This is a genomic window from Mycolicibacterium sichuanense (assembly GCF_033741125.1).
Lineage (GTDB): Bacteria > Actinomycetota > Actinomycetes > Mycobacteriales > Mycobacteriaceae > Mycobacterium.
Map to the genome: position 1 here is coordinate 1,080,522 of NZ_JAWQPU010000001.1, position 15,256 is coordinate 1,095,777.

General features: G+C 67.0%; 14 protein-coding genes. 5 read left to right on the forward strand and 9 right to left on the reverse strand.

Annotated elements, in window-relative coordinates; all coding sequences use genetic code 11:
- Positions 1-14 precede the first annotated feature (14 nt).
- Positions 15-428 (forward strand): phytanoyl-CoA dioxygenase family protein, encoded by a 414-nt coding sequence (locus SBI80_RS05275; RefSeq protein ID WP_318973337.1) that lies wholly within the window; start codon positions 15-17, stop codon positions 426-428.
- A 30-nt stretch (positions 429-458) separates the two neighbouring features.
- Here SBI80_RS05275 and SBI80_RS05280 read toward each other — a convergent pair whose 3' ends face one another.
- The 5 genes from SBI80_RS05280 to SBI80_RS05300 all read right to left on the reverse strand — a co-directional run bounded on the left by SBI80_RS05280 (position 459) and on the right by SBI80_RS05300 (position 5,158).
- On the reverse strand, positions 459-1,346 hold the full coding sequence (locus SBI80_RS05280) for a DMT family transporter (protein WP_318973338.1): 888 nt from the start codon (positions 1,344-1,346) through the stop codon (positions 459-461).
- The gene (locus tag SBI80_RS05285; RefSeq protein WP_318973339.1) at positions 1,343-2,467 is read right to left on the reverse strand and encodes an acyl-CoA dehydrogenase family protein; all 1,125 of its coding nucleotides are present in this window, start codon (positions 2,465-2,467) and stop codon (positions 1,343-1,345) included. The genes SBI80_RS05280 and SBI80_RS05285 overlap by 4 nt, the downstream gene beginning before the upstream one ends.
- Positions 2,467-3,699, reverse strand: coding sequence for an acyl-CoA dehydrogenase family protein (locus SBI80_RS05290; protein WP_318973340.1), 1,233 nt, complete (start codon positions 3,697-3,699; stop codon positions 2,467-2,469). The genes SBI80_RS05285 and SBI80_RS05290 overlap by 1 nt, the downstream gene beginning before the upstream one ends.
- Positions 3,700-3,778: 79 nt before the next feature.
- Positions 3,779-4,432 (reverse strand): ScbR family autoregulator-binding transcription factor, encoded by a 654-nt coding sequence (locus tag SBI80_RS05295; protein ID WP_318973341.1) that lies wholly within the window; start codon positions 4,430-4,432, stop codon positions 3,779-3,781.
- 48 nt (positions 4,433-4,480) lie between these two features.
- Entirely contained in the window at positions 4,481-5,158 is a 678-nt protein-coding gene (locus tag SBI80_RS05300) for a TetR family transcriptional regulator (RefSeq protein ID WP_318973342.1), read from the reverse strand.
- 406 nt (positions 5,159-5,564) lie between these two features.
- Between SBI80_RS05300 and SBI80_RS05305 the strand changes: the two genes are divergently transcribed.
- Complete coding sequence (locus SBI80_RS05305) at positions 5,565-6,503, forward strand: FAD-binding protein (protein WP_318973343.1); 939 nt, start codon at positions 5,565-5,567, stop codon at positions 6,501-6,503.
- On the opposite strand, the gene SBI80_RS05310 is transcribed toward SBI80_RS05305, so the two are convergent.
- The 3 genes from SBI80_RS05310 to SBI80_RS05320 form a co-directional block, all read right to left on the reverse strand.
- The gene (locus SBI80_RS05310; protein ID WP_318973704.1) at positions 6,450-8,243 is read right to left on the reverse strand and encodes a bifunctional diguanylate cyclase/phosphodiesterase; all 1,794 of its coding nucleotides are present in this window, start codon (positions 8,241-8,243) and stop codon (positions 6,450-6,452) included. The two genes, SBI80_RS05305 and SBI80_RS05310, sit on opposite strands and share 54 nt — an antisense overlap.
- 67 nt (positions 8,244-8,310) lie before the next feature.
- Complete coding sequence (locus tag SBI80_RS05315) at positions 8,311-10,461, reverse strand: Rv1355c family protein (protein ID WP_318973344.1); 2,151 nt, start codon at positions 10,459-10,461, stop codon at positions 8,311-8,313.
- Positions 10,458-11,195 (reverse strand): hypothetical protein, encoded by a 738-nt coding sequence (locus SBI80_RS05320; RefSeq protein WP_318973345.1) that lies wholly within the window; start codon positions 11,193-11,195, stop codon positions 10,458-10,460. Before SBI80_RS05320 ends, SBI80_RS05315 begins: the two co-directional genes overlap by 4 nt.
- A gap of 365 nt (positions 11,196-11,560) precedes the next feature.
- Between SBI80_RS05320 and SBI80_RS05325 the strand changes: the two genes are divergently transcribed.
- Positions 11,561-12,013 (forward strand): MaoC family dehydratase, encoded by a 453-nt coding sequence (locus tag SBI80_RS05325; RefSeq protein ID WP_318973346.1) that lies wholly within the window; start codon positions 11,561-11,563, stop codon positions 12,011-12,013.
- A gap of 15 nt (positions 12,014-12,028) precedes the next feature.
- Here SBI80_RS05325 and SBI80_RS05330 read toward each other — a convergent pair whose 3' ends face one another.
- Entirely contained in the window at positions 12,029-13,198 is a 1,170-nt protein-coding gene (locus SBI80_RS05330; protein ID WP_318973347.1) for an acyl-CoA dehydrogenase family protein, read from the reverse strand.
- A 92-nt stretch (positions 13,199-13,290) separates the two neighbouring features.
- Between SBI80_RS05330 and fabG the strand changes: the two genes are divergently transcribed.
- Both fabG and SBI80_RS05340 read left to right on the forward strand, forming a co-directional pair.
- Entirely contained in the window at positions 13,291-14,031 is a 741-nt protein-coding gene (gene fabG / locus SBI80_RS05335) for a 3-oxoacyl-ACP reductase FabG (protein WP_318973348.1), read from the forward strand.
- Between the two features lie 30 nt (positions 14,032-14,061).
- Positions 14,062-15,255 carry an acyl-CoA dehydrogenase family protein gene (locus SBI80_RS05340; protein WP_318973349.1) on the forward strand — a complete coding sequence of 398 codons (1,194 nt, stop codon included), beginning with the start codon at positions 14,062-14,064 and terminating at the stop codon, positions 15,253-15,255.
- Position 15,256 lies beyond the last annotated feature (1 nt).

Sequence of the window (15,256 nt, forward strand, 5' to 3'; positions counted from 1 at the left end):
CAAAGTGATTCGTCGTGACGACTCTGAATCACCTGCCTGCCACGGCCTCCGTCGACCAGGTGGTCGACGCGCTGCGCCGCGACGACGACGTCATCATCGACCAGTTGGTCTCCGAACGCCTGATGGACGAACTCGAAGCCGAGCTGGACCCGTTCATCGACGCTAGCCCGGTCGGTAGCGAGGACCACCTCGGCGAGACCACCCGACGCACGGGTGCGCTCGTCGCACGATCGCCGCTGTCGCACAGACTCATTCGACATCCGACGATCCTCGGTGCGGTCGGGTCGTTCCTCGATCACGCGAGTGCGTTCCAGTTGATGCTGACGCAGGTGATCTCGATGTATCCCGGGGAGAAGGCACAGGGGCTGCACCAGGACGAGAATGCCTGGGACTACTTTCCACGGCGAAGGCCGCTGTGGACGAGTTGATCGCCGCGAAGACGGGGTAACGCGGTGACGTCACGCGCCAGGCGCGCCGGCGGCCGCTGACGGCACGGGCGGCGTCCTGGTGGCCAGTACCAGGCCGACGAGGATCAAGGCAAGGCCGGCCACGTTCCACCCGGTGAGGGGTTCGTCGAGCACGATCACCCCAGCGGCGAGGGCGACTGCGGGGTTGACGTAGGTGAACACCAGGGCACGGGCCGCGCCCACCTCGCGAATGAGCGCGAAGAACACCAGGAACGCCAGGGCCGTGCAGATGACTGCGAGACCTCCCAGCGCCAGCAGCACGCGCGGGGACGGCATCTGCGTCGGCCATGTCGCGGCCGCCGGGCCCACGTAGACGACGGCGGCGATGCCGAGGCAGGCGGCCGTCATCGGAAGGGCGGGTACGTCGGCCAGATACCTGGCGGCGACCAGTGGCGCGATCGCGTAACACGTCGCGACCACCAGAACCTCCGAGACGGGCCACGCACTACCGCCCGTCATCTCCGGGCCCGCGAGCACGGCGACACCGGTGATCCCGACGACCAGACCGGCGATGCGCCGGCCGCCAAGCCGGTGCTCGCCACCGGTCACCCTGTCGAGCACCGCGGCGATGATCGGCGCTGCGGCGATGAGTAGCCCCGTCAGTGAACTCGACAGGTGTCGTTCGGCATCCGAGAGCAACAGCCACGCCGCGATGATCTCGAAGAAGGCGAACACCAGCAGCGGTCTCCAGTGCCGCAGCACCGACCCCCATGCCGTTCGGGACAGGGCAAGGGGCAGGAGCACGGCGGCGCCGACAGCCGTACGCGCGAAGACCAGCACGGGTGCCGAAACACCCTCCACCGCAACCTTGATCAGAAGGTAGGGGATGCCCCAGATGATGCTCATCGCCGCGAACAGCAGCCATCCGCGTGGACTCAATCGCGCATCGAATCGGCGTATCGCGTGACGTGGTGATCGGTCGAGCCGTACTCGTACTGCACGGTGGTGAGCCGCTTGAAGTAGTGCCCGATCGCCAATTCCTCGGTCATGCCCATTCCACCGTGAAGCTGCACCGCGTTCTGTCCGACGAAGCGCGCCGCCCTGCCGATGGTCGCCTTGGCTGCCGACACGGCGCGGGACCGTACCGTGTCATCGGCATCCAGGTTGAGCGTGGCGAGGTACACGGCCGCCACCGACTGCTCGACCTCCATGTGCATGTCGACCATGCGGTGCTGCAGCACCTGGAAGTTCCCGATCGGCTGGCCGAACTGCCGGCGCTGCTTGCAGTAGTCGACGGTGTCCGCCAGCACGCGTCGCATCGCACCGACCGCCTCCGCACACACTGCGGCGGCACCATCGTCGCGCGCCCTCGCCAGCGACGGCCAGGCCCCGCCCTCGTCGCCGAGGAGCGCATCGGCGGGCAGTCGGAGCTCGGACAGGACGAGGTCGGCGGCCCGCCGGTCGTCCACGGTGCGATAGCCGTGCATCGTCAATCCCTCGCGGGCGTCGGCGATGTCGACGGTGAAGAGCGAGATCCCGTTCGGCGATCGTGCGGTGATCAGCAGATGCGTGGCGATCGGGCCGGCGACCACCATGATCTTCGAACCCGAGAGCACCCAGTCGGATCCGTCGCGGCGGGCGGTCGTCTGCACGTCACCCCAGCGGTCACCCGACTGCTCCTCGGCTGCCGCGATGGCGATGATCGCGTTGCCCCCGGCGATGCCATGGAGTAGCGCGTCCGCACGGTCAGCACCGGCTCGCAGCAACAAGCCCGCGGCGACGACGGCGGTGTCCACGTAGGGCTCGATGACCAGTGCCTGCCCGAGTGCCTCGGCGATCACCATGATCTCGACCGGTCCGCCACCACTGCCACCCACGCGCTCTGGAAGTGCCGCACCGAGGATGCCGAGCTCGTCGGCGAATGCCCGCCACACGTCGGGCTGCCAGCCGGCGCCGGTCTTGGCCGCCGCCCGGCTGCCCTCCAGCCCATAGCGGGTGGCAAGGAACCTGGTGAGACCACTGCGAAGCAGCTCTTGTTCGTCGGAGAGTCGGAAGTCCATCAGAGCCCCAACGCCGCCTTGGCCAGGATGTTGCGCTGAATCTCGTTGCTACCCGCGTAGATCGAACCGGCGCGGTCGTTGAGGTAGCGCAGGGGGGCGACGGCCTGCCACGGTTCTCCGCTGACGTAGCCGTCGGGTGGTGGCTCGTACTCGGCGACCGGACCGCCGGGCCGGGTGGCGTGCGGTTGGTAGGCGCGGCCCCGCGGGCCCGCTGCCTCCATCGCCAGTTCGGTCAGCGTCTGGCTGAGCTCGGTGGTCAGCACCTTGAGCATCGACGACGCCGGTCCGGGATGACCACCACCGGCCAGTGCGGCGAGCACGCGGTACTCCAGGATCTCGAGCACGTCGGTCCGGATCCGGGCGTCGGCGAGCTTGCGGGAGAAGGCCGGATCGTCTATCAGGACACCCCGTTGCGGCCCCGGTTGAGTCGCGGCGGCGGCCGTCACCTGCTCCGCCATCACCTGCAGGGCGGGTGCGCTGGCACCGCCGCCGCGTTCGAACTCCAGCAGATACTTGGCCACCGTCCAACCGTCGTCCACGTCGCCGACGACGTTGGCCTTCGGCACGCGGACCTCGTCGAAGAAGACCTGGTTCTGGATCTCCTCGCCCGACGTCATGACCAGTGGCCTGATCCTCACGCCGGGTGAGGTCATGTCGATGAGCACGAACGTGATGCCCTGCTGCTTCTTGGCGACCCGGGACGTCCGTACCAAACCGAACATCCAATTCGCTTCTCGCGCATGGGTGGTCCAGATCTTGCTGCCCGTACACACCAGGTCGTCGCCGTCGTCGACCGCGGCCATCGTCAGAGCGGCCAGGTCGGATCCCGCCTCGGGTTCGGAGTAACCCTGGCAGAAGAACACCTCACCGGTGAGGATGCGGGGCAGGAAGAAATCCTTCTGCGCCGGCGTCCCGTACGCGATGATCGCGTGCGCCACCATGCGAATCCCCATGGGCGACAACGACGGTGCGCCAGCCAGGATCGATTCCTTGCTGAACACGTAGTGCTGGGTCAGACTCCAGTCGCATCCGCCGTGCTCGACGGGCCACGCCGGCGCCGCCCAGCCGCGCTCGTGCAGGATCCGTTGCCACTGCAGGCTCGCCTCGTGATCGCTGTACACGCTGGTCATCGAGCGGCCGGAGCGGCGCAGCTCGGGTGTCAGCCGTTCCTCGAGGAAGCTGCGCACCTCGTCGCGGAACGCGAGGTCGGTGGCCGACCAGAGAAGATCCATCGTCGTGCCCCTCGCTAGATGACCGTTGTCCCCTCAGCAGTAAACCTAGTTACCTACGTGGGCATGACGGCGGGGTGCGCTACTCCGGGTCGGGGTTCTGGTGCAACGCCTGCCGGGCCAGGAACTCGCGGTAGTAGCTCAACGATTCGTCGGCGATGACGGCCGGCAGAACCAGCTCCCACCACCGCGCGAACCGGTTCCGGAGATCGGCACCGTCGGCGAGTGCACTGGAGAGCACTTCGGCACCCAGCATGCCGGCGACTATCGACGAGCTGGTGGCATCGACGTCGACGGTGGCGCGAAGGTCACCCTCGGCGACGCCGGTCTTGACCTGCTCGGTGAGCTCGTCGACCAAGACCTGAAAGGTGCTCTTGGCCGCGGGATTGAAGCCACCGAAGGTTCGGATCAGGCGGGCACCCGCCCGGGCCACCCGGTCGTTCTTCAGCACGTCGGTGACCACGAAGGAGCCGTGGATCACGTTCTCCATGGCCGGCGAGCTGGACCGGCCGGCCGATCGGAACGCACTGAGCACGCTCTCGGTGCCCTCTTCGATGATCGCGGTCGCCAGGGCTTCCTTGGAGTCGAAGTGGTAATACAGTGCGCCCTTGGTCAAGTCGGCCCGGTCGATGATGTCGCCCAAGCCGGCCGCCGGATAACCGATCTCGTTGATCAGATCGACTGCCGAGTCGATGATCTTCCTGCGGGTCGCCTCGGATCGAGCCTGGCGCACCATTTTCCAGCACCTCCGTCGAGCCATCGTGGTGGCGGTCGTTGGACGGGATCATAGATCGTCGGCCCCGAGAGGCGCGGCATTCCTGATCGCGAGTGCCGATCTCCGTCTGATGGACCCCATGAAGTAGGGAAGGCGGTCCGGACTCGCGAAGCCCGGGAGGGCTAGCAATAGGACCGCCTCGAAATCCGCGAAGAACCGCTCGGCGTCGTCGAGATTACTCGTCTGCCTCACCCCTAGGTAAAGGGAGGTCATCAGGCGCGCTACCTGCGCGGTGTCGCACTCGGGTCGGATGTCGCCGTTCACGACTCCGCGCTCGAGGATCTCGGTTAGACCCCGAATCCAGTTCTCCGACGTCTTGGCCTGCATCCCGTCGAATCGGCCAATGGACTCGAAGAGGTTGATCGCTGCGCGGGTCAGCGGATCGCCGACGTCGGCAGCGGCGATCAGGAACACGTAGTCGATCAACGCCTCGAGCCCGCCGAGCCCGAGGGCGATCCGATTGGATCCGACCGCACAGGACGGTTCGCGGTGGTGTTCGACGATGGCGGTCGCCAGCGCCATCTTGGAGCGGAACTGGGTATAGAGCACGCTCTTGGTGACCTCGGCAGCCGCGACGATGTCCTCCAGGTTCACCTGGCTGTAGGGCCTGACGGCGAATTGCCGCGCCGCGGCACGCAGGATGTGGGATCGCGTGCGGTCACCGCCGTCGTCGACGGGCTTGGTCACCGCCGGCCCCCGTCCTGGTCGAGGAGACGTTCGGCGTCCCCACACGTGCGTGGACCAGCCGCCGTGTACGGCCGGTCCGCGATCATTGGTCGTCAGTGTCGCAGATGGGTGCCTGCCGGCCCCGCACGACGAACCGAGTCGTGAAATTCGTGCTGCAGTTCATTCCAAAAGTATGTAAAGTAGCCGTTGTGGCAACTTCCGGTCTGAAGTCGGCGCCCAGGTCTGGTCGCGTCGATCCCGGCGTGGGGCCCGTACGCCGTCTCGAGCCAGCGGACTACACCGGTGAGGTGACGAGGCGCGAGGCCGTCACGTGCGCACCATCCCTGGCCTCGCCGCGCAGCCAACGCATCGTGGACCTTGGCTACGTATCCGACAATCGACCAGCTAATTCGGAGTGACAAGGCCTATGTGGGACGAAGAAGTGGACGTCGCGGTCATCGGCGCGGGCATCGGCGGGTTGGCCACTGCCCTCGCAACGGTCGAGGCCGGCGGTGAGGTGTTGGTGGTGGACCCGTACTCGGAAGTCCGCGAACACGCCCCCGCCGGGGTACTCCGAGAGCGCGTCGGCGCGCTGCGCCGGTCGTTGCTGCCCGATACCGCGGACTTCGAGACCAACGAATACCTCGCCGCCGTCACCGATGGCGTGCTGAAACCCGTGGAACCCGCAGTCGGCGCAGCCGTGCCCCGACGCGAAGCCAGGAACCTGACGAGCGACGAGGCCTACGGCCGCTTCGTCGAACCGTTCTTCGGATCCCGGCTCAACGCCTGGGCGTCGCAGTGCATTTCCTCGCCCTACGGCTTGCTCTACACGAGCATGCGCAACTGGCCCACGACCAGCATGCGGTCGGCGGGCGGTGAATCCATCGAGGTCTTCTCCGTCGGATCGATGCCGTGGGCCGACGACCTCGGGGAGGTCGCGCTACGCGGGTGGCTGACCGCTCAGGCCAAGGACCGCGAGGTCGAGATTCGGACGAATTGCCCCCTGGAGCGGATCGTGTTCGAAGAAGGACTCATCGTTGGGGTGGTCGTGTCGACCCCGGACGGGCCACGCGCGGTGCGGACGCGGGCCGGCATCACCTTCGCCCCCGCCGATCAAGCCGACGACGACGTCGACGGCGACCTCGCCCCGGCCGCGGCGGATCGCCTGCAAGTGTGCATCGTCGGTCGCACGGCCAGTCGCTACGCCCGCGTGGAGCTTCTCGATACGGAGCCGGCAAACCCGAGCCGGCCCACCTGCACGGGGTCCCGCAAACAGCTACGCGATGGCTTGCACGACACGCACCGACCGTCCCTAGACGGATGGCGATGCGGAAAAATGTACGGGTACCCGCCGCTTGGCGAGTAGCGAGGCCATCTCGTCACCGCCAAGCGGTCGCGACAGCAGGAAGCCCTGGGCGCGGTGACAGCCGTGGTGCAGCAACGTCAGCGCCGCCGCTTCGGTCTCCACGCCCTCGGCCACCAACTCGAGTTCGAACGCCTCGGCGAGGGCGATCACGGCACGCACGATCGCCAGGTCATCCGGGTTGGACCCGAGGTCGGTGACGAAGCTGCGGTCGATCTTGAGCACGTCGACCGGTAGCGACTTGAGGTGGGACAGCACGCTGTAACCGGTCCCGAAGTCGTCGATCGCGATCTGAACTCCGGCGTCCCGCAGACCTGCGAGCGTGACGCTGGTGGTCTCCAGGTCCTGCACGACGACGCTCTCGGTGATCTCCAGGCAAACCGACCCTCGCTCCAGCCCGAAGTCGCGTAGGACGTTGGCGACCGTCTCGACGAACCCGTCGGTGACGAGTTGCACGGGGGAGACGTTGACCCGCAGGACCACGTCGTCGGCGACACCGAGGGCACGCCATCTGGCGAACTCCGCGCACGCCGTCCGCAACACCCAGCGGCCGAGGTCGCCGGCCAGGTTGATCGACTCGGCGACGGCGATGAAGGCGGCCGGAGCGAGCAGCCCCCGGGTGGGGTGGTTCCACCGGACCAGCGCCTCCGTCGCGAGCACCTCACCGGTGCGCATGTCGACTTCGGGAAGGTATTGCAGGAAGAGTGCGCCATTCTCGATGACGTCCTGAAGATGGAGCTCGATGTCGTTGCGATAGTCGGTGCGCAGCGACATCTCGTCGGAGAACACGGCCACCTGGTTGCCGCCGGCCGCCTTGGCGGCCAAGACTGCCTGGTCGGCGCGGCGGAGCAGATCCGACGCATTGTCCTGGCCGGGCGCACCGAAGGCGACGCCGATGCTCACCGTCCTGGTGAGCATCTCTCCGTCGATGGCGACCCGTTCGCGCAGTCCCGATAGCAGCCGGTCGGCGAGGTGCTCCACGTCGGCAGCCGAGGTCGCCGAGGGCGGCACGACGACGAATTCGTCGCCACCGAGGCGCGCGATGACGCTGGCTTCTCCTGAGGTCTGCTGAAGGCGCTCGGCGAGCACCCGGATGAACCAATCGCCAGCGCTGTGACCCAGGTAGTCGTTGACCGTCTTCAGCCGGTCCAGGTCGATGTAGAGCACCGACACGGGGCCGGGGAGGCCCCCGTTCAATCGGGAGTTGAGGTGGTCGATGAGTGCGCGGCGGTTCTGCAGTCCGGTCAGATCGTCGTGCTCGGCCAGGTAGCGCAACCGCTCCTCGGCCTTGACGCGGGCCTGTGCCTGGGCGAACAGCGAGGCGATCGCTTCGAGGGCATTGAGCTCCTCGGGCTTCCACTCCCGGTCGCCGAACTTGACGAACCCGAGCACACCCGTCGTCAGGTCACCCGAAACCAGGGGGGCCGCCGCCATCGACGTCTCGGGGACGCTGCGTCCCTCCTCGATCCGCTTCTGGTAGTCGTCGTTGTCCGGGCGGAAGACGGTCGGAGTCTTGCTGTGCTCGGCGAGCGCGAACACCGGATCGGCATCGGCGAAGTAGACGACCTTCAGGGGGTCCGGATCTGGCACGCCGGGCCGCGGGGGCCATTCGGCGACGAGGATCGAGGCTCTGATGGTGTGGTCGTTGTAACGCAGGAAACTGACGTCCACGTCGAAGTATTCGACGAGGACCGCGAGAACTTCCTGGGAAACCGTCGCAGAGGTGGCCGCGTTCAAGGCCATGAGACGGACGGCGACGGTGGTCACCAGCCTGTCCAGGCTCAGGCGCGGAGTATCTGCGGACACCGGTTTAGCGTAACCGGGGCGCGTCGATATCGAGGGCTCGCCGCCGGCTGCGGATCGTCGTCGGCGGTGCCAGGGCCAACCGGAGCATGAGCGCGGGCGTCTCCCGGGCGTCCGCTTCGATGCCCACCACATCGAGGTACCGGGATCGCAATGTGGTCAACTCGGCCGCATGTCCGGGTGCAACGGCCACGACGTCCTCGTCGTCCCTGACATAGAAGAAGGACGGCGAGATGGGTTGCACCGCGAGTCCGCGTTCCTGTGCGGCGATCCAGACGGCCTCGACTGCCGACCCGCCCCGTGCGTAGTCGGAAAGGCGATCCCCGTCGACGCACACCACCGCCAGGGCTGAACTGCTCTCGATCCGCGCGGTGGTCTCGGCGCCGAGGATGCCGCCGCCGTCCCAGGCCGCGAGTTCCGCCATGACTTCGGGCCGACGCAGTATCTCCAGGGCCAGGTCAGCGCCGGGTGCCAACTCGAGGCTCCTGACGTCGATGCCGGAGTCCTCGTCGGGGTCCCCCGGCCAGCGCAGCTCCGACACCATCTCGGCGTGCATGCGCGGAGTGAGGTAGCGGATGCGGTCGGCGGCACCACAGATGCCGGCGACGTCGTCGATGGCAGTGCGGGAGGTGAGCAGGTGCAGTCGAGCGCCTTCCCGGCCCGCGACGTCGGCCAGCTCGTCGGCCAAGAACTTCGGAAGCGGCGCACCCGTCCCATGGTGGCGATTGGTCTCCCGGCGCAACACCGCCGCGTGAAGCGCCGCCCGGTCGGCGTCGGTGCCCTGGACCAACCGGATCCTGGCGGTCAGCGGGGACACCTCGTGCTCCGTGGTCGCGGGCTCGGCGTAGTCGACCTCGCCGACGAAGCCGTGGGCCGCCGCCGCCGAGCGCGCGTTGTACACCGCAGCGCCGACCGCGACCGCGCTGCCGCGGAATCGGACGTCGATGGCGGTCGTGCGCTCGGGTGCCAGGCGGATGGTCACCGTGCCGGCCGAGGCGGTGATGGTCCACGGCTGCACGTTGCCCCCGGACGGGGCGCGATTGGCCGCCACCAGGATGGCGTGCACCGGATCGGTCGGAAGATCGTGTTCCGTTGCATCCGGTCTCGATTCGACCACCGTGGCCGTTGGCGAGGTGATCTGGTCGAATGCCGAGCCGACGTCGAGGCTGATCCGGCCGGACGAAAGCGGTTCGCCAAGGCCGATTCTGCGCACCGCCTCCGCGACCGCTCCGGCGCCCAGTGTCACGTCCCCGGCCAGCTGGGGCCACGTGGACAGCGAGTGCCCCACCTCGAGCAGCGAGGCGGCTCCCCGGGGCGTCAGGCTGCCCACCTCGATGAGCCGCATGACGTACGGCACCTTCTCGGGACCACTCAACCCTTCGAGCACCGCGAGGTCGACGTCACCGAGCAGGCCGTGAAAGATCGGCCGCCCCGGCTCGGCGTCGAACCGCTCGACGTCGACCATGCCGCGATCGCTGGTCGCCATGAGGACCGGCAGCCCGCGTTCCCGAGCCTCCAGGCGCACCAGTGTCTTGACGTCGAGGGAGTCGCACTCCTCGACGACGACGTCGAGTCCGTCGAGGAAGGCGCCGATGTCGTCGGCGCTCACCCCGGCTGGCATCGTCCGCACCGCCAGATAGGGGTCCAGTTCGGCGATCCTGCGCGCGGCCGCGACCGTCTTGTTGAGCCCGAGATCGAAGACGCCCGCCGGCACCCGGTTGAGGTTCGACACCTCCAGGTCGTCGAAGTCCGCGAGCCGCAACTCACCAACGAGGCCCTCCATGGCCAGGGTATGGGCGATGACGTGACCGGAGCTGAGCCCGATCACTCCGATGCGAACCCGGCTCAGCCGGTCCTGTTCCGCGGTCGTGATGAGATTTCGGTTGCGGTCCAGTCGAAGTCGTCGATACGAGCGCGGCCCCAGGATCTTCACGACGGCACGACGCCACGGATAGTAGGCGAAGCTGGGCCGTTCCCCGACGTGGCCGGACTCGAGCGTGGGGCCCAGGCGCCGCAGCGCGGCATCCTGCTGCGCCCACGAGTCGACGAAGTCGATGGAGGGGTCCGCGCGAAGTCGATCCAAGGTCAGCGCGTCGTCTTCGACGTCGGCGTCCAACAACCGAGCCGCGCTGATCGGGACGTCGTTTGGCCCGGTCACCGTGCCATGGCCTGGCTCGCGGTCGGGTCGAGTTGAGCCGATACCGTCGCCATCTCCGAGAGGATCTTCGAGACCTGTTCCGGATCTGCGTGATTGGCGAATGTGCGCCGGTCCCACCACATCATCTTCGTACGGTATCGCTCGTCGGGGTACGGTGTCGCGGCGATCGGTGCCACCACCCCTCCGGACGTGCGCCAGCTCTCCAGGATGTACGGGGCGGAGGTCGCCATGCAGAACTGGATGCCCATGATCGCCATCGCATGGAATCCGCTGCGCGCCAACGCTTTGGATAGCCGTCGCGCCGTCTCACGGTCGTCACTGATCCATGCGGCCTTCATCTCCAGGACACCGAATGGAACGCGGTCGTCGATCATCTTGCGGACGGCGTGAAGTCCGGGTTGGCCGGTCCACTCGACCGTGGCGTGCGAGTCGTCGGCGCAGGTGAGTGGCCCCTTGGCGCGTACCCCGCCGATCATGCGTCCCGCCGTGTCGATGGTGGCCCAAAACAGCGCCGTGTCCGAGCCGTCGCGGATGGCATCGACGTCCAAGGCGCACTCGACACCGTGATTTCGGTAGCTGCGCTCTGCGCCGCGGAGGTATTCCTCCCACAATTCTCGGTCGATGTCCGGCCGGGTGACTACGGTGGTGCATTCGGAGTCGGCGTCCCACCAGCTGATGTTCTCGGTGAATGGGAAGTCGTCGACGGATCGCAATTCGAGGGGGCGGGGGAACATTAATCTCTCTTTCGTGTGGTGGTGGCGAAGTCGCCGCTGACTGCGGTCTTTCGCATATTCCGTGCGGCAAATGCCGATTAAGTATCAGTGCCAGGATGACGCCACGGCACTCTAAGATTGGCGATTTTTGGATATGCATCGACGCCCCGCCCGGAACGGCAATTGCTCGCTAATTCGTCCTGATTTGAGGTGTTTGCAAGTTAGCGACGACGACCTACGTGGCCGCCATGAAAGCACTCCCAAGGGGATAGCTGAGACATCCGCGGCAAATTAGGCACCCACTGCCATTGTGCTCGCGTACCCCGGGCGGCTATGAGTAATACGGGCCGCGTTACCTCATCCGGCCCCCGGCAGAGGAGTAGAGCGTGAAGGTGTTCCAGGATTTGCACGAGTTTGCGGCGGCCCTCGGCAGCCAATTCGGGCCCACCGACTGGATGGAGATCGACCAGGATCGGGTGAATCTGTTCGCCGATGCCACCGACGACCACCAGTGGATCCACGTCGATCCCGAGCGTGCGGCAAACGGACCGTTCGGTGGCACGATCGCGCACGGCTTGCTCACGCTCTCGCTGCTCCCGCACTTCTCGCATCAGCTCTACCGCGTTGAGGGCGTGGCTCTCGCCGTCAACTACGGCTACGACAAGGTGCGGTTCATCACGCCGGTCAAGGTCGGCGCGAAGATCAGAGCGCGCGGTGAGGTCATCGCGATCAACCGGCTCGACGGTGCCGTACAGGCAACCACGAAGATCACCATCGAGATCGAGGACGCCACCAAGCCTGCGGCGGTAGTGGAGTCGATCGTGCGCTATCTGGCCTGACCGCAGGCCGCCCGGTCAGGTGGTGCGCTGCGCCGCCTTGACGAGACCGCCCCCGATGATGAGTCGCTGGATTTCGCTGGTGCCCTCGTAGAGACGCAACAGGCGGACGTCGCGGTAGATGCGCTCGACGGGGACGTCGTGCATGTACCCGGCACCGCCGTGGACCTGAACCGCGAGATCGGCCACCCTGCCCACCATCTCGGTGCAGAACAGCTTCGCGGTGGACGGCGCGATTCGCCGGTCCACGTCGTCCACCCACATCCGGGCGGCGTCGCGAACCAGCGCGCGGCCAGCCATGACCCCGGTCTGCATGTCCGCCAGCATGGCCTGGACGAGTTGGAACTGGCCGATGGGCGTGCCGCCCTGCGTCGCCGTCGCGGCGTAACCGACCGATTCGTCCAGGGCGCGCTGAGCCGTGCCGACCGACAGCGCGGCGATGTGGATGCGACCGCGGGCCAGCGAGGTCAGCGCGGCCCGGTAACCAATGTCCTCGGCGCCCCCGATGAGCGCATCGTCACCGACTCGGACGTCGTCGAAGGTGACGTCGGAGGTCCATGCGCCCTCCTGGCCCATCTTGGCGTCCTTGGCCCCTACCGTGACGCCCGCGGCGTCGGCCGGTACCAGGAACACGGCGATGCCCGCCCCTGCTGCATCCGCTGGCCGTGTCCTGGCGAAGACGATGAAGAGGTCGGCGGTGGGGGCGTTGGTGATGTATTGCTTGCGGCCGTTGATCACCCAGCTCCCGTCGTCGCGAACGGCCTTGGTGCGCAAGCCGGCTGGATTGGATCCCGCACCCGGTTCGGTGAGTGCGAACGACGCGACGACTTCCCCCGACGCGATGCCCTCCAGCCAGCGCCCCTTCTGCTCGTCGGTGCCAAACCCGACCAGTACCTGGCCAGCGATCCCGTTGTTGGTGCCGAACATCGACCGCAGCGCCAGCGTCGTGTAGCCGAACTCCATGGCCATCTCCACGTCCTGGACGAGATCGAGGCCGAGGCCACCCCAGTCCTGCGGGATGGCGTACCCGAACAGGCCCATCTGCCTGGCCTGTTGCCGGATGTCGTCGGGCACCCGGTCGCCGTTGGCGATCTCCAGCTCGCGCGGCATCACGACCGACCGGACGAAGTCGCGGGTGGCCCCGAGGATGTCCCGGAAGTCCTGCTCGCTGACCGTGGAATCTGGCATGCGTCGCTACTCCTGACGGCGGGGCTGCTTTGATGGGCGGAAATATCATATTTTATGTATCGAGGATCTCGGCCAGGAAGGGATGGGTTCACATGCCGTTGCTCGAGGGACGGACCGCAGTGGTCACGGGTGGAGCGCAGGGGATTGGCTTGGCAATCGCCGAGCGCTACGTCGCCGAGGGAGGGCGCGTGGTGCTCGGTGATCTCGATCCGGTGGCGACCGCAGCGGCGGTGCAAAGACTCGGCGGACCCGACGTCGCCGCGGCCGTGCGATGCGACGTGACGAACGCGGGCGACGTCGAGGCGCTCATCGCCGCCGCCGTCGAGACCTTCGGCGGGCTCGACGTGATGGTCAACAACGCGGGCATCACCCGTGATGCCACGATGCGCAAGATGACCGAGGAGCAGTTCGATCAGGTCATCGCCGTCCACCTCAAGGGCACCTGGAACGGAACCCGCATGGCGGCGGGTGTGATGCGTGAGAACGGCCGCGGGGCGATCGTCAACATCTCCTCCATCTCCGGCAAGGTGGGCCTGATCGGTCAGACGAACTACTCGGCCGCCAAGGCGGGAATCGTCGGTCTCACCAAGGCCGCCGCCAAGGAAGTCGCCCACCTGGGAGTGCGGATCAACGCCATCCAGCCCGGGCTCATCCGCTCGGCGATGACCGAGGCCATGCCGCAACGCATCTGGGATGCCAAACTCGCGGAGATCCCGATGGCGCGCGCCGGTGAGCCCGACGAGGTGGCAAAGGTGGCGCTCTTCCTGGCTTCCGACCTGTCGTCCTACATGACGGGAACCGTGCTGGAAGTCACTGGCGGACGGCATATTTGATGGCTGCTACTGGCTCTCGACGGTGACGGCATGACGAAACTGGCACAGACCCCCGGACTGACCGACGTGCAGACCGAGATCGTCGGCGCGGTGCGACGATTCGTGGACCGCGAGATCATCCCCAACGCTCAGCGGCTCGAGCACGCCGACGCCTATCCGCAGGAGATCGTGGACGGGATGGCCGAGCTGGGGCTCTTCGGGCTGATGATTCCCGAGGAGTACGGCGGGCTGGGGGAGTCGCTGCTCACCTACGCGCTGTGCGTCGAGGAGCTGGCCCGCGGCTGGATGAGCGTGTCCGGGGTGATCAACACGCACTTCATCGTCGCGTACATGATCCGCCAGCACGGCACCGACGAGCAGAGGCGACGGCTGCTGCCCAGGATGGCCACCGGTGAGGTGCGCGGCGCGTTCTCGATGTCCGAGCCCGAACTGGGTTCCGACGTCGCGGCCATCAGGACCAAGGCGGTACGCGATGGTGACGGTGGCTACACGATCACCGGGCAGAAGATGTGGCTCACCAACGGTGGCAGCTCGACGCTGGTCGCCGTCCTGGTGAAGACCGACGAGGGCGCCGACAGGCCGCACCGCAACCTCACCGCGTTCCTGATCGAGAAGCCGGCGGGTTTCGGCGAGGTGCTTCGCGGGCTGACGATCCCGGGCAAGATCGACAAGCTGGGGTACAAGGGCATCGACACGACCGAGCTGGTCTTCGATGGTTACCGGGCCGCGGCCGCCGACGTGCTCGGCGAAGTGCCCGGCCAGGGCTTCTTCCAGATGATGGACGGCGTGGAAATTGGTCGGGTCAATGTCTCCGCGCGGGCCTGCGGTGTCGGCCTGCGTGCATTCGAACTCGCGATCCGGTATGCCCAGCAGCGCAGCACCTTCGGCCAGCCCATCGCCGAACATCAGGCGATCGCCTTCCAACTGGCCGAGATGGCCACCAAGGTGGAGGCGGCTCACCTGATGATGGTCAACGCGGCGCGTCTGAAGGACACCGGTGAACGCAACGACGTCGCCGCCGGGATGGCGAAATACCTTGCCAGCGAGTTTTGTTCGGAGGTCACCGAGCAAAGCTTCCGCATTCACGGCGGGTACGGCTACTCCAAGGAGTACGAGATCGAGAGACTGATGCGTGACGCACCGTTCCTGTTGATCGGCGAGGGAACCAGTGAGATCCAGAAGACCATCATCAGCAAGAGTCTGTTGCGTGAGTACCAGCTCTGAG